This is a genomic window from Xanthomonas nasturtii, assembly GCF_001660815.1.
Taxonomy (GTDB): Bacteria; Pseudomonadota; Gammaproteobacteria; order Xanthomonadales; family Xanthomonadaceae; genus Xanthomonas; species Xanthomonas nasturtii.
In genome coordinates, this window is the sequence record NZ_LYMI01000011.1 from 1 (window position 1) to 18,851 (window position 18,851).

Genomic DNA, 18,851 nt, shown 5'->3' on the forward strand with positions numbered 1-18,851 from the left:
TGACCAGGCCGATCTGCCCGCGCAGGCTTTCCTGCGTGACTGTTGCGATGTCCTGCCCATCGATCAGGATGCGGCCCTGCTCCAGGTCGTATAACCGCAGCAACACGTTGACCAAGGTGGATTTGCCAGCACCGGATGGCCCGACCAGGCCGATCTTCTCGCCGGCGCGCACCTGCAGATCCAGCCCGGCAATCACGCCGCCGCGCTTGCCGTAATGAAAGTGGATGTGCTCGAACTGCACCTGCCCCTGGGTCACCCGCAGCGGCACCGCATGCGGTGCGTCCTGCACCTGCACCGGTTGCGAGATGGCCTGCATGCCGTCCTGCACGGTGCCGATGTCTTCGAAGATGCCGTTCACCGTCCACATGATCCAGCCGGACATGTTGTGGATGCGGATCACCAGACCGGTGGCCAAGGTGATTGCGCCCACACTGATCTGGCCGCGGCTCCACAACCACAGCGCAAGCGCGCAGGTGCCCACGATCAGGAAGCCGTTCGCCACTGCGATGGCGGTATCCATCGCGGTGGTCACCCGGGTCTGCCCGCGATGCTTCACTGCCAGCTCGTCGATGGCATCGCGCACATAGGCCTCTTCGCGGCCGGCATGGGCGAACAACTTGAGCGTGGAGATATTGGTGTAACCGTCGACGATGCGACCGGTCGCCTTGGAACGCGCATCCGATGCGACCCACGCACGCGCCTTCATGCGCGGCACGAAGAATGCCATCAGCGCCACATACACCACCAGCCAGATCAGCAATGGTGCCATCAGCCAGGGGTCGGCCTGCGCGAACAACCACAGCGCACTGCCGGTGTAGACCACGATGTACCAAAGCGCATCCACCATCTGCACGGCCGATTCGCGCAACGAGGTGCCGGTCTGCATCACCCGGTTGGCGATGCGCCCGGCGAAATCGTTGTTGAAAAAGCCCAGGCTCTGGCGCACCACATAGTTGTGCATCAGCCAGCGCGAACGGTTGCTCAAGCCGGGCACGATCGCCTGATTGACCAGCAGGTTGTGCAGGCCGGTGAACAACGGCCGCGCCACCAGCGTGATCACCGCCATCCAGATCAGCTCGCCCGCGTGGCGACGGAAAAAGTCGGGCCCCGGCTTGTCGGACAGCATGTCGACGATGCGGCCGAGGAAGTCGAACATCGCCACTTCCACCAGCGCCAGCAGCAGCCCGGCAATCAAGGTGGCCAGCAATATCGGCCATAACGGCCGCAGATAATGCAGATAAAAGCGCCACACGCTGCGTGGCGGCATCTCCCGCTCGATGGGCGGGAAGATATCGATCAGGGATTCGAACCAGCGGAACATCGCAGACACTTTCGGGAAAAACCGGGCAGTCAGGCTAGCCGATCGGGCGTCAAGCTGCAGTGGCGCCGGTGTCGGACGGTCGCATCAGCACACGCGTGGCAGGCCGCGATGCACGCGACAGACAACGCGTCTGCCGCATCGATTCCGCCTGCCGGCGCCATGCATGGCCCAGCCCTCACCGCATGTGGTGAGGGTTCAACCGCTCACTCGCGGACACGCGCAAGCAGGCGATTGACCTCGGCCAGATCGAAATGGCCCGGATCGAAGCGCCCACCCAAGGTGGCCAACTCCTGCACGTGCTGGGCATGATCCGGGTCGGCGATGATCTGCAGCAGTGCCTGGTAGGCCTGGAGGCCTTGGCTGTTTTCCGGCGGGCAGGCATTGGCACCGTCCAGGCAGCGCGCCACACGCAGGCCGGCATCCGGCGGCAGGATCGCCTCGACCTGCATGCGGTGCTGCCAGCCGGGCCCGGCACCGTAGAAATAGTCGAACCATTCCAGCTCGCCCACCGCACTTTCGACGCTGACGCGGGCGGCGTGCTTGAGCCGGGAGCGCTCCGGCACATCCAGCCCGGCTTCGCCATAGCGGCCGCCGCCCAGGTCGAATTCGTACGGATGCACCGCATTCCAGCCCATCGCCGCCTGCAACACGCGATGCAGCGTGGCCAGGCGCACCGCCCCCGTCACCTGCACGCGCCGCCAGATCAGCGGCGTGCTGTCCACCAGCGACACCTGCAGCTGATAGACCGGCGAAGGTGCTGGCAGCACCGGCTGTGCAGCTTTCTTTTTTGCTTTGGTCATCGTGTCTTGGCTACCTGTTTGCACCGCAAGTATGCAGCGACGCGCGACCGGGCGCATTGCCACGCACTGGACACCGCAAATGCGCGCGCTGCCGATAGCGCTCCTGCGTGCGAACGTACGCAAGTGGAACAGCTCGGTCACCTAGCCTGGAGGCTGACACGTCAGCGCCACAGCACAGCGACACGATACTGCGCAGATGCCCGCAAGCAGCGCGACACCGCATACGCCAACGCGCCTTCTGTGCCTCGCATCCCAGCGAGCATCAAGGTCTCGCTGTACCCCATCGAAGCAGTCATGCCGCAACCGCTGACAGCGGCATCGATGAAGACCCCTCAGCGCTGCTGCAAACTCGGCACCGCATCGCTCACGTTGGCGTGGCGGCGCATGATCCAGTTGAACAGCGGCGTAGCCATCAACGTGGACAGGATCGCCATCAGCACCAGCACCGAGAACAGGCCTTGTTCGATCACCCCGGCCTGCAGGCCGATATTGATGATGATCAGCTCCATCAGCCCGCGTGCATTCATCAGCGAGCCGATCGCCATCGCATCGCGATTGTTCTCGCCGGTGGCACGCGCTGCGGCCCAGCACGCCACGCCCTTGCCGATGAACGATGCGGCCAGGATCGCCACGCCGGCCAGCATGATCTGCGGCTGCAGCAACACGCTGAGCTGGGTCTTCAAACCCGAATAGGTGAAGAACAACGGCAGCAGCAACACCACCACGAACGGCTGCATCATCTCGCGCAGCTTCTCGGTCAATGCGCCCCTCGGCAGGCAGACACCGAGCAGGAAACCGCCGAACACCGCATGGATACCGATCGCATCCATCGCCCAGGCGCTGAGGCAGAACAGCATCAGCACCACCGCCAGCACACTGTTGCTGAGCGGCTGGCCCGGCACTACGTGATCGGCCAGCCGCGTGAGCAGATGCCGGCCGACGAAAATCATGAACAACGCATAGCCAACGCCGCCGCCGATGGCCAGGTAGGCACTGCCCCAACTGCCGCCGAAGCTGGCCAGCACCACGGCCAGGATGCACCAGGCGGCGGCGTCGTCGAAGGCGCCGGCAGTCAGTGCCAGCGTGCCCAGGGGGCTATTGGTCAGACCGCGCTCGTGGATGATGCGCGCCAGCATCGGAAATGCGGTGATCGCAATGGCCGCGCCCAGGAACAGCGAGGCTTCCATCAGCTTGGCCTTTTCCGAGAACAGGCCGTCCACGTCGAGCAGCCACGGGCACATGGCGAACGCCAGCGCAAACGGCACCGCGATGCCGGCCAACGACACGCTCATCGCACTGCGATAGCGCGCGCGAAAGTGGTCGCTGCGGAAATCGGTCCCGACCAGGAACATGTACAGGCCCACGCCGAATTGCGCGAATACGTACAGCACGTCCATGGTCTGCTTGGGGAACAAGGCTGCCTGCGCGCCTGGCGCCAGCAAGCCGAACAAGGACGGCCCCAACATCACGCCGGCAATCATTTCGCCCACCACCTGCGGTTGCCCCAGGCGCTTGGCCAGCATGCCGACCAACCGGCACACCAGCAGGATCGCTGCGGCCTGCAAAAAGAAGTACACCGACATCTGCGGAGTGGTCATGCGTGCTGGGACATCCTTGAGAAGTGCGCGGATCATAACGAGCAGCGCCGGTGGGTGGTAGCAGCGCGGCTGTTGCAATGGCGGCAGCCCAAACGTTATGTCGCTCTACAAAGACCCACCGACGTCATCGGTGGCAGGCGGGTCCACGAAACAGCGGGCGCGATAACGCCCCCTGTCACACCGTCTCAAGCGCATGTCACTTCGACGCGGCCGAGGCTTCCCGCACCGGCGTCAACACCAGGTCCTGAAAATCGAAACTGAAATCGGTCAGCGGCGAAATGGGCTCCATGCGCATCTCGCGCACCGCGCCATCGGGCGTCAGTGCGAAGTTGACGAAGGCATCGGCGTTCAACGAACGGTCGTCCCAGCGCACGATAAAGCTGTCGTGCTGCCAATGCTCCAGGGTGCCGACCAATTGCGCTGTCTTGGAAAACTGCAGACGCAGGCGCTTGCCTTCCTGGCGAATCACCACATCGCCATACCAGGGGTCGCGATAAGTCACCGCATAACCGCGTAGCGGCAACGACGGCGTCGAGCGTGCAACGCGTGCGTCCTGATGCTTCTTCCAGCTGCTGTCGGCCTCGCTGTCTGCCTTGGCCACGGCCTTGGCGTACGCGTCGGTCCAATCGGTGCTTGGAACCTGCAGGAACGCGTCCAGCACCTGCAGCGTCACCGCATTGAACGCCGCGCCCACTTCCTGGTTGGTCAACACCACCACGCCCAGTTTCTGATCCGGCACCAGCGTCAGACGCGACACCATGCCGGGCCAGCCGCCGGTATGCCAGACCAGGCGATGGCCGCGGTAATCGCTCAGGCTCCAACCCTCGCCGTAACCGGCGAAGTTCGGCCGCGCCGCGGCAAGCTCGGGCACCGGCGCCTCGGCGATCGGGATCGGTGTGATCATCGACCACATCTCCTGCTGGCGCTTGGCGCTGAACAACGGTTTGCCATCGGGCAACATCCCGCCAGCCAGTTGCACATTCATCCATAGCGCCATGTCGTGCGCACTGGAATAGATGCCGCCGGCCCCGGAGTTGTTGGACCAGGTCAGCGGCGCCACCGTGCGCAGGTCGGTGAAGTCGTACTTGGCGTGCCCTACTGCGGCGTTATCGCCGGGCTGCAGATGGTCGGCATTGAAGCGTGTGCCGCGCATGCCCACCGGGCCGAAGATGCGTTGCTGCAAGAACGCCGCGTAGGGTTGCCCGGACACCTGCTCGATCACCTTCTGGGCGACCGCGTAAAGGATGTTGTCGTACGCGTAGCGGTCGCGAAAGCCGCCCTTCAGCGGCACCCTGGCCAGGCGCTGCACGACCTCTTCGGTGGTGTAGCTGGTGGTGGGCCAGAACAATAGATCGCCTGCGCCCAGACTCAGGCCGCTGCGGTGCGCCAGCAGATCGCGGACGCGCATTTGCCCACTCACATACGGGTCGGACATGCGAAACCACGGCAGGTGGTCGATGACCTTGTCGTCGAGCGAAAGCTTGCCTTCGTCGGCCAGAATCGACAGCGACGCGGCAGTGAATGCCTTGGTGTTGGAGGCAATCGCAAACAGCGTGTCGGCCTGCACCGGCGCGGGCTTGCCGGTCTCGCGCACGCCATAGCCGCGCTCCAGCACCACCTGGCCGTCCTTGACGATGGCCACCGCAATTCCGGGCACATCGAACTGTTTGCGCACGCGTTCCATCTGCGCATCGAACTGCTGCATGCCGGCGGGAAGGTCGGCCGCGTGCGTTGTCGTCACCAAGCTTGCCATCATCAGCACGCCCCCACTCAGCCATCGGTTCAAGGTCACTGCGTCACCCTCAGGGTTTTCGGTCAGATCGATTCGCTGCCGCCATCCAGCGACAACGGTTGCGGCGCCACCAGCACACCAGTGGCATCGGCATACAGCCAATGGCCCGGCACGAAGGCCACGCCGGCAAAATTCACCGGCACCTCCACATCGCCCAGATCGCGCCGTTCGGTGCGCCGCGGGCAGGCCGCCAGCGCCAGCACCCCCAGCGGCAGGGTGGCCAGAATGTCCACATCGCGCACGCAGCCGTGAATCAGCACGCCGGCCCAGCCGTTAGCGACCGCGTTGGCGGCGATCTGGTCGCCCAGCAGCGCATGCTTCAGCGAGCCCTGCCCGTCCACCACCAGCACGCGACCATCGCCCGGCGTTGCGGCCAGCTCGCGCACCCGCGAGTTGTCTTCGAAACAGCGCACCGTGGCGATCGGCCCGGAGAACGCCGTGCGCCCGCCGAAATGACGGAATAGCGGCTCGGCGACGGTCACTTCCGGGTAGCGGTCACATAGATCGGGCGTAGTCCAGGTCATTGGGGCGATCTCGCGCGGCAGAGCTGGCATGGTAGCCGGGTCCGCCCGCGCGCGGGCGGCGAGTGACGTGCCGCACAGGCACGCAGGCGGCGGTAGTGTGCACACGCGGGCAGCACTTCGTTGCGCCCTTGCATGGAGGTTGCCGGCGCGCGGCATCACCTGCGTTGCTTGCGGCGTGCTGGCCGTTCTGATGCGCACCCGCGCTGGCGGTGTCCACACGCCAGCCGACAACAGAACAAAGAGACGCCGGTGCGCCACATGCAGGCTCTGCCATTGCATCGCGCAACCGGCAATGCACGCGACGCCACCATCTCAGCGCACCGCGTGCGCCGCCGCTATGATCGGCCCGCGCGCGTTGCCTCCGCTGCAGCACCGGCAATGGCGCGCGCCCCTGTCAGCGAGTATCCACGCAATGACCGATCTGTTCGCTTCCGCCCCGCCCGCCCTCGACGGCATCCACATCGGCATCGGTGGCTGGGTGTATGCACCATGGCGCGCGGGCATGTTCTACCCGGCGGGACTGGTGCAGCGCCGCGAGCTGGAATACGCAAGCCGCCACGTCACCGCCATCGAGATCAACGGCACCTATTACGGCACGCAGAAGCCGGCCACCTACGCAAAGTGGCGCGATGAAGTACCGCCCGGATTCGTGTTTTCGGCCAAGGCGCCGCGCCGCATCACCCAATCGCGCAAGCTGGCCGGCACCAAGGCACAGGTGGAGGATTTCATCGCCGGCATTGTCGAGCTCGGCGACACCCTTGGGCCGCTGGTGTGGCAATTCGAGCAAGGCCATCGGTTGCAGGCCGACGATCTGGACGCGTTTCTGTCGTTATTGCCCAAGCGGGCAGGCACGCGTGCGCTGCGCCATGTGCTGGAGATTCGCGACCACGACGCGGTGGATACATCGCTGCTGGCCTTGGTGCGTGACCATGGTGTGGCCACCGTGTTCACCGATTCGGAGGAGCATCCGTCGTTTGCCGATCTGTCTACCGACTTCGTCTACGCACGGTTGATGCGCAGCCAGGCGCGGCTGCACGCAGGGTATCCGGCGCCGGCGTTGGCACGCTGGGCAGAGCGTATCCAGGCCTGGCGACGCGGCGACGACCCGGCCGATCTGCCGCATGTGGACGCGACAGCCCCGCCGGCACGTCAGCCACGCGAGGTCTTCGTGTTTTTCATCAGTGCGGCGAAAGAGCGCAACCCGGCGGCGGCGATAGCGTTGTTGAAAGCGCTGCCGCCGGGTTAGTGCGTCGCTGGCGTTGCAGGCGGCTGTGCGTGTGGCAGATGCATCTAGACGACGATGCTGCGTGTGGATAAGGCGTTGTCGTGTGCGACGACTGCGTAAGTCTCCGGCGTGCCGTTGATCGCTGTGGCCGTTTAGTCACCGATGTCGTGCGGAAAGCTGGAGATGTTTACTGTGATTTGAGCTTTAGCGACTCAGCGGATGGTGCAGGGTTATGGGTAAGCCTCACCCTCACCCCAACCCCTCTCCCGGGGGGAGAGGGGCTTAGTGCGCAGCGGGAACCGAGCTTGCCATTGTCGGCAACGATCCGCTCGCCGCTTGGCGGCGTTGCGCCACTTTTCGGCGACAATGGCGCATGCCCACGACCGACCTGCGCAAGGCGCAACTGCAAATCCATTTCTGCGTGCTGCTTTGGGGCATCACCGCGATCCTGGGCAAATTGATCACGCTGCAGGCGTTGCCGTTGGTGTGGTGGCGCATGTTGATCGTGGTGGCGGCGCTGGCCTTGTGGCCGCGCGTGTGGCGCGGGCTGCGCGGCCTCTCCGGGCGCGTGGTGCTGGGCTATTGCGGCATCGGCGCGCTGGTCGCCTTGCACTGGCTCACCTTCTACGGCGCGATCAAGCTGGCAAATGCGTCGGTGGCGGCGACCTGTATCGCGCTGGCACCGGTATTCACGGCCGTGATCGAGCCGTGGGTGACGCAGCGCCCGTTCCGCCCGCGCGAGCTGTTGTTCGGGCTGGCCGTGCTGCCCGGCGTGGCACTGGTGGTGGGTGGGGTGCCGGACGGCATGCGTGCCGGCGTGGTGGTGGGCGCGATCTCGGCGGTGTTCGTCGGGCTGTTCGGCTCGCTCAACAAGCGCATGGTGGCGCATGCCGACCCGCTCACCGTCACCGCGCTGGAACTGGGTGCCGGCACACTGACCTTGACCCTGCTCGCACCGGCGATGCCGCTGCTGCTGCCGGCGTTGCATGGCGATCTACTGGTTGTGCCCAGCCTGCACGATGGCGTGTTGCTGCTGGCGCTGTCGCTGGCCTGCACCTTGCTTCCGTTTGCGCTGGCGCTGGTGGCGCTGCGCCATCTCAGCGCCTACTCGGTGCAGTTGGTGACCAATCTCGAACCGGTCTACGCCATCGTGCTGGCGATCGCGCTGCTGGGCGAACAACGCGAACTCACCCTGCAGTTCTATCTCGGCGTTGCGATCATTCTCGGCGCGGTGTTCCTGCATCCGGTACTGGAACGTCGGCGCAAGGTGGTACACCCGGAATTGCTGGGGACGGCCGAAGCGAAGACGATCGTCGACTGACCTGCACGGCGCACCCAACACACGCCGATCTACTCCAGCGCCACCACCTGATCGCGCCCGCCACGCTTGGCCGCATACAAGGCCTGGTCGGCGCGCTTGATCACCGCTTCCACGCTCTCCTGCGGATGCAGCGTTGCCACGCCGATGCTCACCGTCACCGGCAGCGCGATGGTCATCACCGCAACGCTCTGGCGCAGGTACTCGCACTGCACGCGCGCATGCAGCAGATCCGCATCGGGAAGCAGCAGCACGAATTCTTCGCCGCCATAGCGGGCGATGGTGCCGGCACCGGCCACATGCGCACGCAACAACGTGGACAGTTCGCGCAGCACCACATCGCCCTGGTCGTGCCCGTGCACATCGTTGACGGTCTTGAAATGGTCCACGTCCAGCAACGCGACCGATAACGGCTGCCCCGCCGCGCGCGTCTGCTCGGTGGCCGCCGCCAGTGCCACTGCAAACGCGCGCCGGTTGGGCAGGCCGGTCAGCGGGTCGGTGCGGGTCTGTTCGACCAGATCGGCGTTCAACGCGTCCATCGCCGCGTAATAGCCGGCCATCTGTTGCTCGTACCAATCGCGCTCGTGCAATTGCTGGCGCAGCTGTTTGCCGGCCAGCCGCAGCTCCAGCAAGTGCGAGGCCTGCCGCGACAATGCCTGCAGGGCTTCGCGCTGGTCCTCGCGCAGATGCGCCGGGGTCTGGTCGAACACACACAGCGAACCCAGCGCCATGCCCTGGCTGCTCACCAGCGGCGCGCCGGCGTAGAAGCGCACCCCGGCACTGCCGACCACCATCGGGTTGTCGTAAAAGCGCGGGTCCAGCAGGGTGTCGTCCACCATCAGCACTTCGTCGGGGCGCAGGATCGCGTGCGCACAGAACGAGATATCGCGTGGCGCCTCGCTGCGCGGCGCCCCGTGCGCAGACTTGAACCACTGCCGGTCTTCGTCCACCAATACCACTGCCGCCATCTGCGTCTCGCACAGCGTGGACGCGATCATGGTCAGGTCGTCGAATGCGCGTTCGGCTGGCGAATCCAGCACCTCGTACTGACGCAACGCGGCGAGCCGTTCGGCCTCGTTGCTCGGCAATTCCGGTTTGATCACTGCCCGCCCCCGCTGGCTGTTATCGGTGAAAGTATGCCGGAGCCCACAAAGCGCCACTACCGGGAGGCGCCCCACGCCGCATGCCTGCGTGCGCACCGTTCAGGCCGGCGTCGGCTCTGTTGAAGTGGCCTGTCACTCCGCGATCCACCGCCCGGCGAGCAGTCGCCACACAGGTGCGGGCAACGCAGAAACACGGCGATACCGCAATGCCACCTGCCGATTCCGAACACCGGCTACGCCCACCGCGCGACAGCGCGGGCGGCCCGTCAAAGCTGTTTACCAGTCGGTGCGTTGCGGCAGCAGGCCGCGCAGTTCCGCATCGCTGAGGTTGCGCCACTGCCCCGGCTTGAGCGCGGCCAGTTTGATGTTGTCGATGCGCACCCGGCGCAGTTGCGTCACCCGGTAGCCGAACTCGGCGGCCATCAGGCGGATCTGCCGGTTCAAGCCCTGCTCCAGCACGATGCGGAAGCCGAATTTTGCGATGCGGGCAGTGCGGCACGGCAGCGTGGTCTCGTTGTGGATGCGCACGCCGCGCGCCATGCCGCGCAGGAATTCGTCGGTGACCGGCTTGTTGACCGCCACCAGATATTCTTTTTGATGGCGGTTTTCCGCGCGCAGGATCTCGTTGACGATGTTGCCGTTGCTGGTCATCAGGATCAGCCCTTCGGACTCCTTGTCGAGCCGGCCGACCGGAAAGATGCGTTGCTCGTGACCGACGAATTCGACGATGTTGCCCTTGACCGAACTTTCGGTGGTGCAGGTGATGCCCACCGGCTTGTTGAGCGCAATGTAGACATGCTTGCGGCCACCGAGCTTCTTGGCCTCGCGGGTGCGCAGCGGCTGGCCGTCCACCAGCACGGTGTCTTCTTCGCCCACCACTGCGCCAGTGCCGGCGGGCACGCCATTGACGGTCACCCGCCGTTCGCCGATCAGGCGGTCGGCCTCGCGGCGTGAGCAGAAGCCGGTTTCGGCGATGTATTTGTTGAGTCGAGTCGTCATCTGCCAATTATCGGCGATTTAGCGCAGGCCGTGCGCCATGCCAGTTGCCGAGGCCGGCAAGTGGCATGGCGCACGGCCTGCCATCTGCGCGTACACGCGGCATCCGCCTGGCGCTGCGCGTGCCCGTTTGCCGATGCGCCCTTACCCAGACACCGCCACCAGCGCTTGCGGCATGTGGATGAGGTCTTCCAGCGGGCACGGACGGTGCAGGCTGAAGCCCTGCACCTGGCCCACGCCGGCGTCGCGCAGCCCGGGGATATCGGCTTCCGATTCCACACCTTCGGCCACCACTTCGATGCCCAGCGCCAGCCCCACCTGGGCGATCGAATGCACTGCCGCGCGATCCACCGCATCGTGCGCGTAATTGCGCACGAAGCCGCAGTCGATCTTCAACACGTCCACGGTGAACTGCTTGAGATAGCCGAACGAGGCCAGGCCACTGCCGAAATCGTCCAGCGCCACATGGCAGCCGCGCGCGCGCACGCTCTGCACGAAGCGCTGCGCGTGTTCCAGATCGCTGATGACCGCAGTCTCGGTGATCTCCATGCACAGCTTCGGCACCAGCGCCGGGTAGCGCTCGAACAACGTGCAGACGAAATCGAGAAAATCCGCTTGCGCGATCGATTGCGCAGACAGATTGACGTGGCACAGATCCAGCGTCGCGACATGGATCGGGTTGGCCGACAACTGCGCGCATAACGATTCCAGCACATATGCATCGACCATGCGCCCCAAGCCGTAACGCTCCACCGCCGGCAGGAATTCGCCCGGGCTCAGCACCCGCCCGTCGCGTGCGCGCATGCGGACCAACACCTCGTATTGCAGCCGCCCAGGGTCGCTCAGCACCTGAATCTTCTGTGCGTACAGCAGCAAGCGTTGTTCGGCGATGGCCTGCTGCACCGCGCTGATCCAGCCACCGTCGTGGCGGCGCTGCGCCAGCGCCAGATCGTTTTCGTTGAAGCAGCGAATACGGTTGCGCCCCTCTTCCTTGGCTGCATGGCAGGCCAGATCGGCGGCAGTCATCAACGCGTTGACGTCGCTGGCGCCCGCGCGCACTTCCACCACGCCAAAACTGCAACTCGGCGTCAACGGCCGCCCACCCTGATGGCTCCACGGTTGCCCAAGCACGCCGTGCATGCGCTCCAACAAGGCTTGCGCCTGCACCAGATCGGTATTGGCCAACAGGATGGCGAACTCGTCGCCGCCCAGGCGCCCCAACCAATCGCCGGGCCGCAACTGCATGGTGATCACATCGGCGAAATGGCACAGGAATTTATCGCCGACCGCATGCCCGAAGGTGTCGTTGACCAGCTTGAAATGATCCAGATCGACAAAGCACAGCGCGTGGCACACCTGCGGCGATAGCGGCAGCTCGATCAGACGCAGCAGCCGGCGTTCGATTTCGTGGCGGTTGATCAACCCGGTCAGCGCATCGTGACGCGCGTGGAAGGCCACTTCGCCGGCCAGCTCGTGCGCGTGCGAGACATCTTCGATCACCGCCAGCACCAGGGTCGGTTCTTCCGGCCCCGGCTCCACCAGCGAGGCGCTCCAGCGCCCCCACATCACCCCGCCGTCGGCACGCAGGAAGCGCAGCTCGCCGGACTGCAGCAACTTGGGCCAATCGATCATGCCGCGGCTGTCCAGCGCGATGTCGTCCGGATGCATCACCTCGGCCAGCGTGCAGGCCTGCAGCTCTTCCGGCCGGTAATGCAGGATGTTGGCCATCGAAGCGTTCGCATCGAGCACGTGGCCGCGCAGATCGAACTTGACCATGCCCAGCGCCGCCTGCTGAAACGCGGTGCGGAAGCGGCCCTCGTGCGACAGCAGGTAATCGCGGATGCGCCGCATCGCCAGCACGCAGGTGGTCAACACCAGCAGCAAGGTCGCCAGGCTGCAGACCACCATCACATCGTGCAGCAGCCGCGCGCAGCGGGTCAGCTGCACCAGGAATTCGGACGCGTTGCGGCGCATGCGGCCGTCCAGCAGATGCAGTTCGTCGCGCAGTGCCTGCAGCGCGCGCGGGTCGGGCCGGCTGGTGGCCTGCACCGAGGCGGCACGGTCGGCCAGGGCGCTCAGCTGCAGGATGCCGGCGTCGGTGTGCTTCCACAGCGCGATGGCGTCGCCGAGATACGGAAACTGCTGGCCATAGCGATACAGCCGCACCATTTGCGGCACGTCCTGATGGGCATTGCGGCCAGCGGCCAGACCGGCGTAGACCGCGTCCCAGTCGATCACCGGTTGTTCGATGGCCACGCGCGCCGCGCGGTCGCCCAGCGGCACTTCCAGCGCGCGGCAAGCCGCCTGCAGGTCGGCCGGATCGCCGCTACCGAGATAGCGCTCCATCCAGTACACCGATTCCTGCTGGGCGTTGGACCAATGGCTTTGCCCGACGATCCAGGCGGTCGCACCGGACTGGATTTCGATCACCAGCGCCGACACCACCGCCATGCACACGGCGATACCGATCAAGAGCGCCAGAGGAAGCGTGAGCCAGCCACGCACCATGTGCATGGTCTTCCCACTGCCCTTGCCGCGTGCTGCCTGCGCCATCGCCATCCGTCCTTCGCCGCCCCAGTGCGATTCAGGCGCCCACTGGGTGCCTGAAGGCAGTAGCGGCCGCAACGGCCCGGTCTGTATGGCAGTGCACGCTTGGCGGGCTGCGGGTCAGGTTAGCGACGCTGGCTGAAACAGCCTGATCGCCCGCTGGGCGAGGTGCCCGAGCGCTTTAACGGCCCAGCTATGCATCTAAGTGCATAGCGATACTAGGCATCGACGCCGCCTGCTGGCTGCTGCCGCAGGCGACGCCAGCCGTGCTTACTCGCCGCGCGGCTTGGGCGGACCCTTGCGGTGCGGTGCGCCGGCACGGTCCATCGGACGGCCGGGGCCGTTCGGGCGACCGGACGGCTTGCCGCCACGCGGGAAGCGCGGCTTGGACGGCGACGCGGCCGCTTCGCCCTCTTCCAGCTTGCGCATGTTGAGCTGCTGCCCGGACACCCAGACCTTCTTCAGGTGGGTCAGCAGTTCGCGCGGCATGTCGGCCGGCAGATCCAGAATCGAATAATCGTCCTGGATGTCGATACGCCCGATATAGCGGCTTTCCAGCCCGGCTTCGTTGGCAATCGCGCCGACGATGTTGGCCGGCTTCACACCGTGGGTGTGGCCCACTTCGATGCGGTAGCTCTCCATGCCGAACTCCGGCTCGCCACGCGGGGCAACCGGGTCGCGACGCGGACGCTCGCCGCCGGCATCGTCGCCACGCGGCGGACGCGCAGCGCGCTCGCCGTCGGCACGCGGGCCGCGCTCGAACTTGGGCTCGAAACGCGGGCGCTCGCCACGCTCACCGCGGTCATGACGGTCGCCGCGGTCGGCACGCTCGTTGCGCTGCGGGGTGAATTCCTCGCGCGCGCCACGTACCGGCGGGGTCAGCAGAAACGGCGAATCGCCCTGCAGCAGCTTGGCCAGGGCAGCGGCGATCTCGATCGCCGGCACGTTGTTTTCGGTCTCGTAGCGCTGCAGCAGATCGCGGTACATCTCGGTCTGGCCGCCGGCAAGGGTCTCGGTGATGCGGGTCATGAAACGCGCCACGCGGGTGTCGTTGACCGCATCCACGCTGGGCAGCTGCATCTCTTCGATCGGCTGGCGGGTGGCGCGTTCGATCGAGCGCAGCATGCCCTTTTCGCGCGGGGTCACGAACAGGATGGCGTCGCCATTGCGGCCGGCACGGCCGGTGCGGCCGATGCGGTGCACATAGCTTTCGGTGTCGTACGGGATGTCGTAGTTCAGCACGTGGCTGACGCGCTCCACGTCCAGGCCGCGTGCGGCCACGTCGGTGGCGACCAGGATGTCCAGCTTGCCGTCCTTGAGCTGGGCGATGGTCTTCTCACGTGCCGCCTGCTGCATGTCGCCGTTGATGGCGGCCGCGGCCAGACCGCGTGCCTGCAGCTTTTGCGCCAGTTCTTCGGTACCGGCCTTGGTGCGCGCGAAGATGATCATGCCGTCGAACGGCTCGACCTCGAGAATGCGGGTCAACGCGTCCAGCTTGTGCAGCCCGCTCACCCACCAGTAGCGCTGGCGGATGTTGGCCGAGGTGGTGGTCTTGGCCGCGATGGTGACTTCGGCCGGGTCCTTCAGATAGGTCTGCGCGATGCGGCGGATGGCCGGCGGCATGGTGGCCGAGAACAACGCCACCTGGCGCTTTTCCGGCAGCTTCTTCAGCACCGCTTCGACGTCGTCGATGAAGCCCATGCGCAGCATTTCGTCGGCTTCGTCCAGCACCAGCGTCTTGAGCTGGGACAGGTCCAGGGTGCCGCGGTCCAGGTGATCGATCACGCGGCCGGGGGTGCCGACCACCACATGCACGCCGCGCTTGAGCGCGCTCAGCTGCTGTGCGTACGGCTGGCCGCCGTACACCGGCAGCACGCGGAAGCCGGGAATGGCTTCGGCATATTTCTGGAATGCCTCGGCAACCTGGATGGCCAGCTCGCGGGTCGGCGCCAGCACCAGCGCCTGCGGCTTGAGCTGATTCAGGTCGGCGTTGGACAACACCGGCAGTGCGAACGCGGCGGTCTTGCCGGTACCGGTCTGCGCCTGGCCGAGCACGTCGCGGCCGGACAGCAGCGCGGGAATGGTGGCAGCCTGGATCGGCGACGGGGACTCGTAGCCGACGTTGGCGACGGCCTTCATCACAGCGTCCGAGAGGCCGAGGTCTGCAAACAGCAGCGGCGCGGGAGATTCTTGGGTCATTGGTAACTCCGGAGGCGCCGCACGGAGCCGGCAGGCGCAAAGCAGCATAGTGTGCCTCCTCAGGCCCCCTGCTGTCGAAATTTTCGTGACAGTCCATTCAGGTTGTGAGGAATTGCCCGCCCGCGCGAATCATCCTGTCGTGCCGATCCACTCACCCGCCCGGCCGGAGCCATGCCCCTGGACACAGACCTGCATACGCACTTCAGCAGCTTGCTGCAGCAACACCGCGGCATCGTCCTGAAGGTGGCGGCCAGCTATTGCCACGACCGCGACGACCGCGACGAACTGGCGCAGGAAATCGCCACGCAACTGTGGCGCGCATTTCCCAGCTACGACCGGAGCCGGCGGTTTTCCACCTGGATGTACCGCATTGCGTTGAACGTGGCGATCAGCGATCTGCGCGGCCGCCGCACCTTTGGCGAGCCGATCGCATTGGACGCTGTTGTCGAGCGCATCGCCGACCCATTGGCGCACGACCCCGAGCGCGCGCAGCAGGTGGACGCGCTGCATGCCTTCATCGCGCAGCTACCGCCGCTGGAACGCGCGCTGTTGCTGCTCTATCTGGACCAGCACAGCTACCGCGATATCGGCGAGGTGCTCGGCATCAGCGAAACCAACGTCGCCACCAAACTCAGCCGCCTGAAAGCCCGTATTCGCGCCGAACTTTGACCCACACCGATCTGCAACCGGAGTACGACATGGAACTGGATGACATCGCCCTCGCCTGGCGATCACTGGAACAACGGCTGGAGCAACAGGCCGCGCTCACCGGCCAATTGCTGGGCGACATCCGCGGCCACGCAGCGCGTAGGCATCTGCGCCCGTTGTGGCTGAGCCAGTCGGCGCAACTGGTATGTGCCATTGCGCTGAGCGGCGTCATTGCCCACAGCTGGCTGGCGTCCGCGGATCAGGCGGCAGCCATCGTCGGAGGAGTGCTGTTGCACGTGTGGTGTGTTGCGCTGGCGATCTCTGCGGCCCGTCAACTGTGGCTGTTGTCGCAACTGGATTTCACCGGACCGCTGCTGCAGACACAGCGCGCGCTTGCACAGCTGCGGCGCTGGCGTACGCGTGTTGCGCCATGGCTGGGCGTGGCGTTCTGGGTGTTGTGGGTGGCAGTGGCGGACGCTGCGTGGCGCGCGCTCACCGGCCTGTCGCTGCCGCATGCCTGGTTGCTGTGCAATGGGCTGGTCGGCGTGCTCGGGGGCCTCGCGACCTGGCTGGGCTATCGGCGGCTGCAGCGCAGCGGCCATCCCTGGCTGGAACGTATCGACACCGCACATGCCGGCCGCAGCGTCGCCCGCGCCGAAACCCTGCTGGAACAGATCGCGCGTTTCCAGCGCGAGTAAGCGGATAATTGCGGCTTCCCTGCGACCGAGCACAGCATGCAATACCTGGAATTCGACCTGGACGGCGACTACATCGAACTCAACCAGTTGCTCAAGCTGGCCGGCATTGCCGACAGCGGTGGCCAGGGCAAGGCGATCGTGGCCAGCGGCGCGGTCAGCGTCGATGGCATGCAGGAATTGCGCAAGACCGCCAAGATCCGCCCCGGTCAGTTGGTGCAGCTGGACGATGTGGAAATTCGCGTACTGGCGCTTGATCCCGATGCCGAGCCCGGCGAATGAAGGTGGTGGAAATCAGCCAGCGCAACAACGCGCCTTCGGCAGACGACCCCAAGCACGACGTCTATGTTTTTTCGATCGCGATCGATTCTGAAAAACCCTTCTGGCTGGAGCAATCCATCCACGGCGGCCATGCCGAGCGTGGCGGCTGCACCATGCTGGCCTTGCACGAGCTGGAAGGCTGGCCTGGCGGCTGGCGCGCGGATGTCACCAAGGCCGGTTGCGCGTGGGTGATTCCGATTCTGGAACAGGCCATGCGCAGCGACGATGCGCAGGCGGCAATCGATGCGATCCTGGCGCGGGTGCAAGCACCAGGTTGAGCCTCATCGCTGGCAGCGATACTGCATCACACGCCCAGCAGTGCGCGCACCAGTTTGACGATGCCCCAGAACGACACCACCCAGATGGCGCTGCGCAGGTACGGGATTCCCGCCGCATACACCGGCACATAGGCCACCCGCGCCCACAGATACAACTGCACGGCGAGCGCTGTGTCGGCACTGGTGCGCCCCGCCACGCTTACCGCCAGTACCGCGGCCGCGAAGATCGGAAAGGTTTCCAGATAATTGCGGAATGCGCGGTCCAGCCGTGCCGCGACGCCGGTGAGCGGCTTGGTATCGCCATCGCGCGCGCTGGCGTTCCACTTGGTGCCGCGTTGAGCGGTCATGCCGGCCGAGGCGGCCAGTAATTGCACCAGCCCGAGCACAATCGCCCAGCCCAGCATTTGCAGTTCGATGCTCAGTTGCATGCGTCTCTCCCGGTCGATGAAAACATCACTTCAGCGCCGCGCGCAGGCTGTACCCGGCCAACCGCCAGGTCTTGTCTTCGTCCAGACGGAACGACACCAGCTCGCGCACCGGCTGCTGCGCCTTGGCGAAGCGGGTCGGGAAGCTGACGTTGACGTACAGGCCTTCGGGCACCTGTGCGCCGGGGCCATATTTCACCCGCGTCACCGAGCCCTGCCCGCGCCCGACCACCGAACCCAGCCGGCTGCGTTCGGCGCCGATCTGGCTGACGAAGGCGTCGCGCTTGACGGCCGTCTTGGCCACGCTGGATGCGCCATCCCATAACGAGGCGATCTGGTTGCCATCCACCATCTGTGCCACCCGCAACGCGGCCTGGGTCATTTCGGTGTTCTGCTTGGTCAGCTGCGCCTGCTGCGCGGCGCTGAGTGCCGGTTGCGCTGACGGGGTTCCTGGCGCTGCCGCTGCCGCTGCCGGCTGCGCCGCAGCCGGGCTGCCCGCGCGGTTGCCGGGCTGCGGTTGTTGGGCGAACGCCAGCGCTGGAGCCAGTGCCAACGCGATAACCAGACGGGAGCGAAGCATGGGACAAGGACCTTGTACGGATCGGACGGAAGGAGGTGGACTGCACACACTGCGGTGCGCAGCGCAGTCTAGGGCGCGCGCTGTGCAACACAAGCACCGGCGGACGTACCACCGGCTGATCTCGAACCAAGGCAGCGCCAACCTGGGGGAGACACAATCGTTTCAAGCCGCTCCTAGACCTCGCCGCCAGGAGCCGGTGGTACAGCCGCCACGCCGCGTGGCCGCCACAGACGCCAGCTGACCCAGAACGCGCGCGCAATCGCGGCAATCAGCGCCACCAGGCTCAGCCACATCGCCAGCGTCGCCGGCCATTGTTCGTGCATGGCGGCAGCGGCCAGACGCAGCAACTCGGCCACACCAAACCCCACCAGCACCAGCACGGCGGACGGCAGGTATGCCAACACAATACCTTTGGTCTTCCCTCGCATACGCCCCCCGGCTCGGTTGTGATGCAGCGACGATAGGCAGCGCGCAGTGCGAT

General features: G+C 65.8%; 18 protein-coding genes. 6 read left to right on the forward strand and 12 right to left on the reverse strand.

Annotated elements, in window-relative coordinates:
* From A7D16_RS05370 to rraA, 5 genes are all read right to left on the reverse strand, one after another.
* The coding region (locus A7D16_RS05370; protein WP_064630551.1) for an ABC transporter ATP-binding protein at positions 1-1,321 on the reverse strand (1,321 nt) is incomplete at its 3' end.
* Between the two features lie 203 nt (positions 1,322-1,524).
* Positions 1,525-2,121, reverse strand: a complete 597-nt coding sequence (locus A7D16_RS05375) for a plasmid pRiA4b ORF-3 family protein (protein ID WP_064630553.1) — start codon at positions 2,119-2,121, stop codon at positions 1,525-1,527.
* Positions 2,122-2,453: 332 nt separating this feature from the next.
* Positions 2,454-3,719, reverse strand: coding sequence for a cation:proton antiporter (locus A7D16_RS05380; RefSeq protein WP_064630685.1), 1,266 nt, complete (start codon positions 3,717-3,719; stop codon positions 2,454-2,456).
* Between the two features lie 196 nt (positions 3,720-3,915).
* Positions 3,916-5,511 carry a serine hydrolase gene (locus A7D16_RS05385; protein ID WP_193395444.1) on the reverse strand — a complete coding sequence of 532 codons (1,596 nt, stop codon included), beginning with the start codon at positions 5,509-5,511 and terminating at the stop codon, positions 3,916-3,918.
* A gap of 23 nt (positions 5,512-5,534) precedes the next feature.
* Positions 5,535-6,035 carry a ribonuclease E activity regulator RraA gene (rraA, locus tag A7D16_RS05390; RefSeq protein WP_064630558.1) on the reverse strand — a complete coding sequence of 167 codons (501 nt, stop codon included), beginning with the start codon at positions 6,033-6,035 and terminating at the stop codon, positions 5,535-5,537.
* A gap of 412 nt (positions 6,036-6,447) precedes the next feature.
* Between rraA and A7D16_RS05395 the strand changes: the two genes are divergently transcribed.
* Positions 6,448-7,281 carry a DUF72 domain-containing protein gene (locus A7D16_RS05395; protein ID WP_064630560.1) on the forward strand — a complete coding sequence of 278 codons (834 nt, stop codon included), beginning with the start codon at positions 6,448-6,450 and terminating at the stop codon, positions 7,279-7,281.
* Between the two features lie 352 nt (positions 7,282-7,633).
* Positions 7,634-8,581: a DMT family transporter gene (locus A7D16_RS05400; RefSeq protein ID WP_064630562.1), complete on the forward strand. Its 948-nt coding sequence runs from the start codon at positions 7,634-7,636 to the stop codon at positions 8,579-8,581.
* A gap of 29 nt (positions 8,582-8,610) precedes the next feature.
* Here A7D16_RS05400 and A7D16_RS05405 read toward each other — a convergent pair whose 3' ends face one another.
* The 4 genes from A7D16_RS05405 to A7D16_RS05420 form a co-directional block, all read right to left on the reverse strand.
* Positions 8,611-9,681: a GGDEF domain-containing protein gene (locus A7D16_RS05405; RefSeq protein WP_064630564.1), complete on the reverse strand. Its 1,071-nt coding sequence runs from the start codon at positions 9,679-9,681 to the stop codon at positions 8,611-8,613.
* A gap of 276 nt (positions 9,682-9,957) precedes the next feature.
* The gene (locus A7D16_RS05410; protein WP_064630566.1) at positions 9,958-10,680 is read right to left on the reverse strand and encodes a pseudouridine synthase; all 723 of its coding nucleotides are present in this window, start codon (positions 10,678-10,680) and stop codon (positions 9,958-9,960) included.
* A gap of 141 nt (positions 10,681-10,821) precedes the next feature.
* Positions 10,822-13,230, reverse strand: coding sequence for a putative bifunctional diguanylate cyclase/phosphodiesterase (locus A7D16_RS05415; protein WP_064630687.1), 2,409 nt, complete (start codon positions 13,228-13,230; stop codon positions 10,822-10,824).
* A gap of 264 nt (positions 13,231-13,494) precedes the next feature.
* On the reverse strand, positions 13,495-15,423 hold the full coding sequence (locus tag A7D16_RS05420) for a DEAD/DEAH box helicase (protein WP_064630568.1): 1,929 nt from the start codon (positions 15,421-15,423) through the stop codon (positions 13,495-13,497).
* Between the two features lie 171 nt (positions 15,424-15,594).
* On the opposite strand from A7D16_RS05420, the gene A7D16_RS05425 reads away from it, so the two are divergent.
* The 4 genes from A7D16_RS05425 to A7D16_RS05440 are packed head-to-tail and all read left to right on the forward strand — an operon-like array spanning position 15,595 to position 17,365.
* Positions 15,595-16,092, forward strand: coding sequence for an RNA polymerase sigma factor (locus A7D16_RS05425; RefSeq protein ID WP_064630570.1), 498 nt, complete (start codon positions 15,595-15,597; stop codon positions 16,090-16,092).
* 29 nt (positions 16,093-16,121) lie between these two features.
* Positions 16,122-16,769 (forward strand): hypothetical protein, encoded by a 648-nt coding sequence (locus tag A7D16_RS05430; RefSeq protein ID WP_064630689.1) that lies wholly within the window; start codon positions 16,122-16,124, stop codon positions 16,767-16,769.
* A gap of 36 nt (positions 16,770-16,805) precedes the next feature.
* Positions 16,806-17,048 carry an RNA-binding S4 domain-containing protein gene (locus A7D16_RS05435; RefSeq protein WP_064630572.1) on the forward strand — a complete coding sequence of 81 codons (243 nt, stop codon included), beginning with the start codon at positions 16,806-16,808 and terminating at the stop codon, positions 17,046-17,048.
* Positions 17,045-17,365, forward strand: a complete 321-nt coding sequence (locus A7D16_RS05440) for a hypothetical protein (protein ID WP_064630574.1) — start codon at positions 17,045-17,047, stop codon at positions 17,363-17,365. Before A7D16_RS05435 ends, A7D16_RS05440 begins: the two co-directional genes overlap by 4 nt.
* 26 nt (positions 17,366-17,391) lie before the next feature.
* Here A7D16_RS05440 and A7D16_RS05445 read toward each other — a convergent pair whose 3' ends face one another.
* The 3 genes from A7D16_RS05445 to A7D16_RS05455 form a co-directional block, all read right to left on the reverse strand.
* Positions 17,392-17,793 carry an MAPEG family protein gene (locus A7D16_RS05445; protein ID WP_064630576.1) on the reverse strand — a complete coding sequence of 134 codons (402 nt, stop codon included), beginning with the start codon at positions 17,791-17,793 and terminating at the stop codon, positions 17,392-17,394.
* A gap of 25 nt (positions 17,794-17,818) precedes the next feature.
* Positions 17,819-18,370 carry a DUF4019 domain-containing protein gene (locus A7D16_RS05450; protein ID WP_064630579.1) on the reverse strand — a complete coding sequence of 184 codons (552 nt, stop codon included), beginning with the start codon at positions 18,368-18,370 and terminating at the stop codon, positions 17,819-17,821.
* A 173-nt stretch (positions 18,371-18,543) separates the two neighbouring features.
* Positions 18,544-18,798: a hypothetical protein gene (locus A7D16_RS05455; protein WP_064630581.1), complete on the reverse strand. Its 255-nt coding sequence runs from the start codon at positions 18,796-18,798 to the stop codon at positions 18,544-18,546.
* Positions 18,799-18,851: the final 53 nt, after the last annotated feature.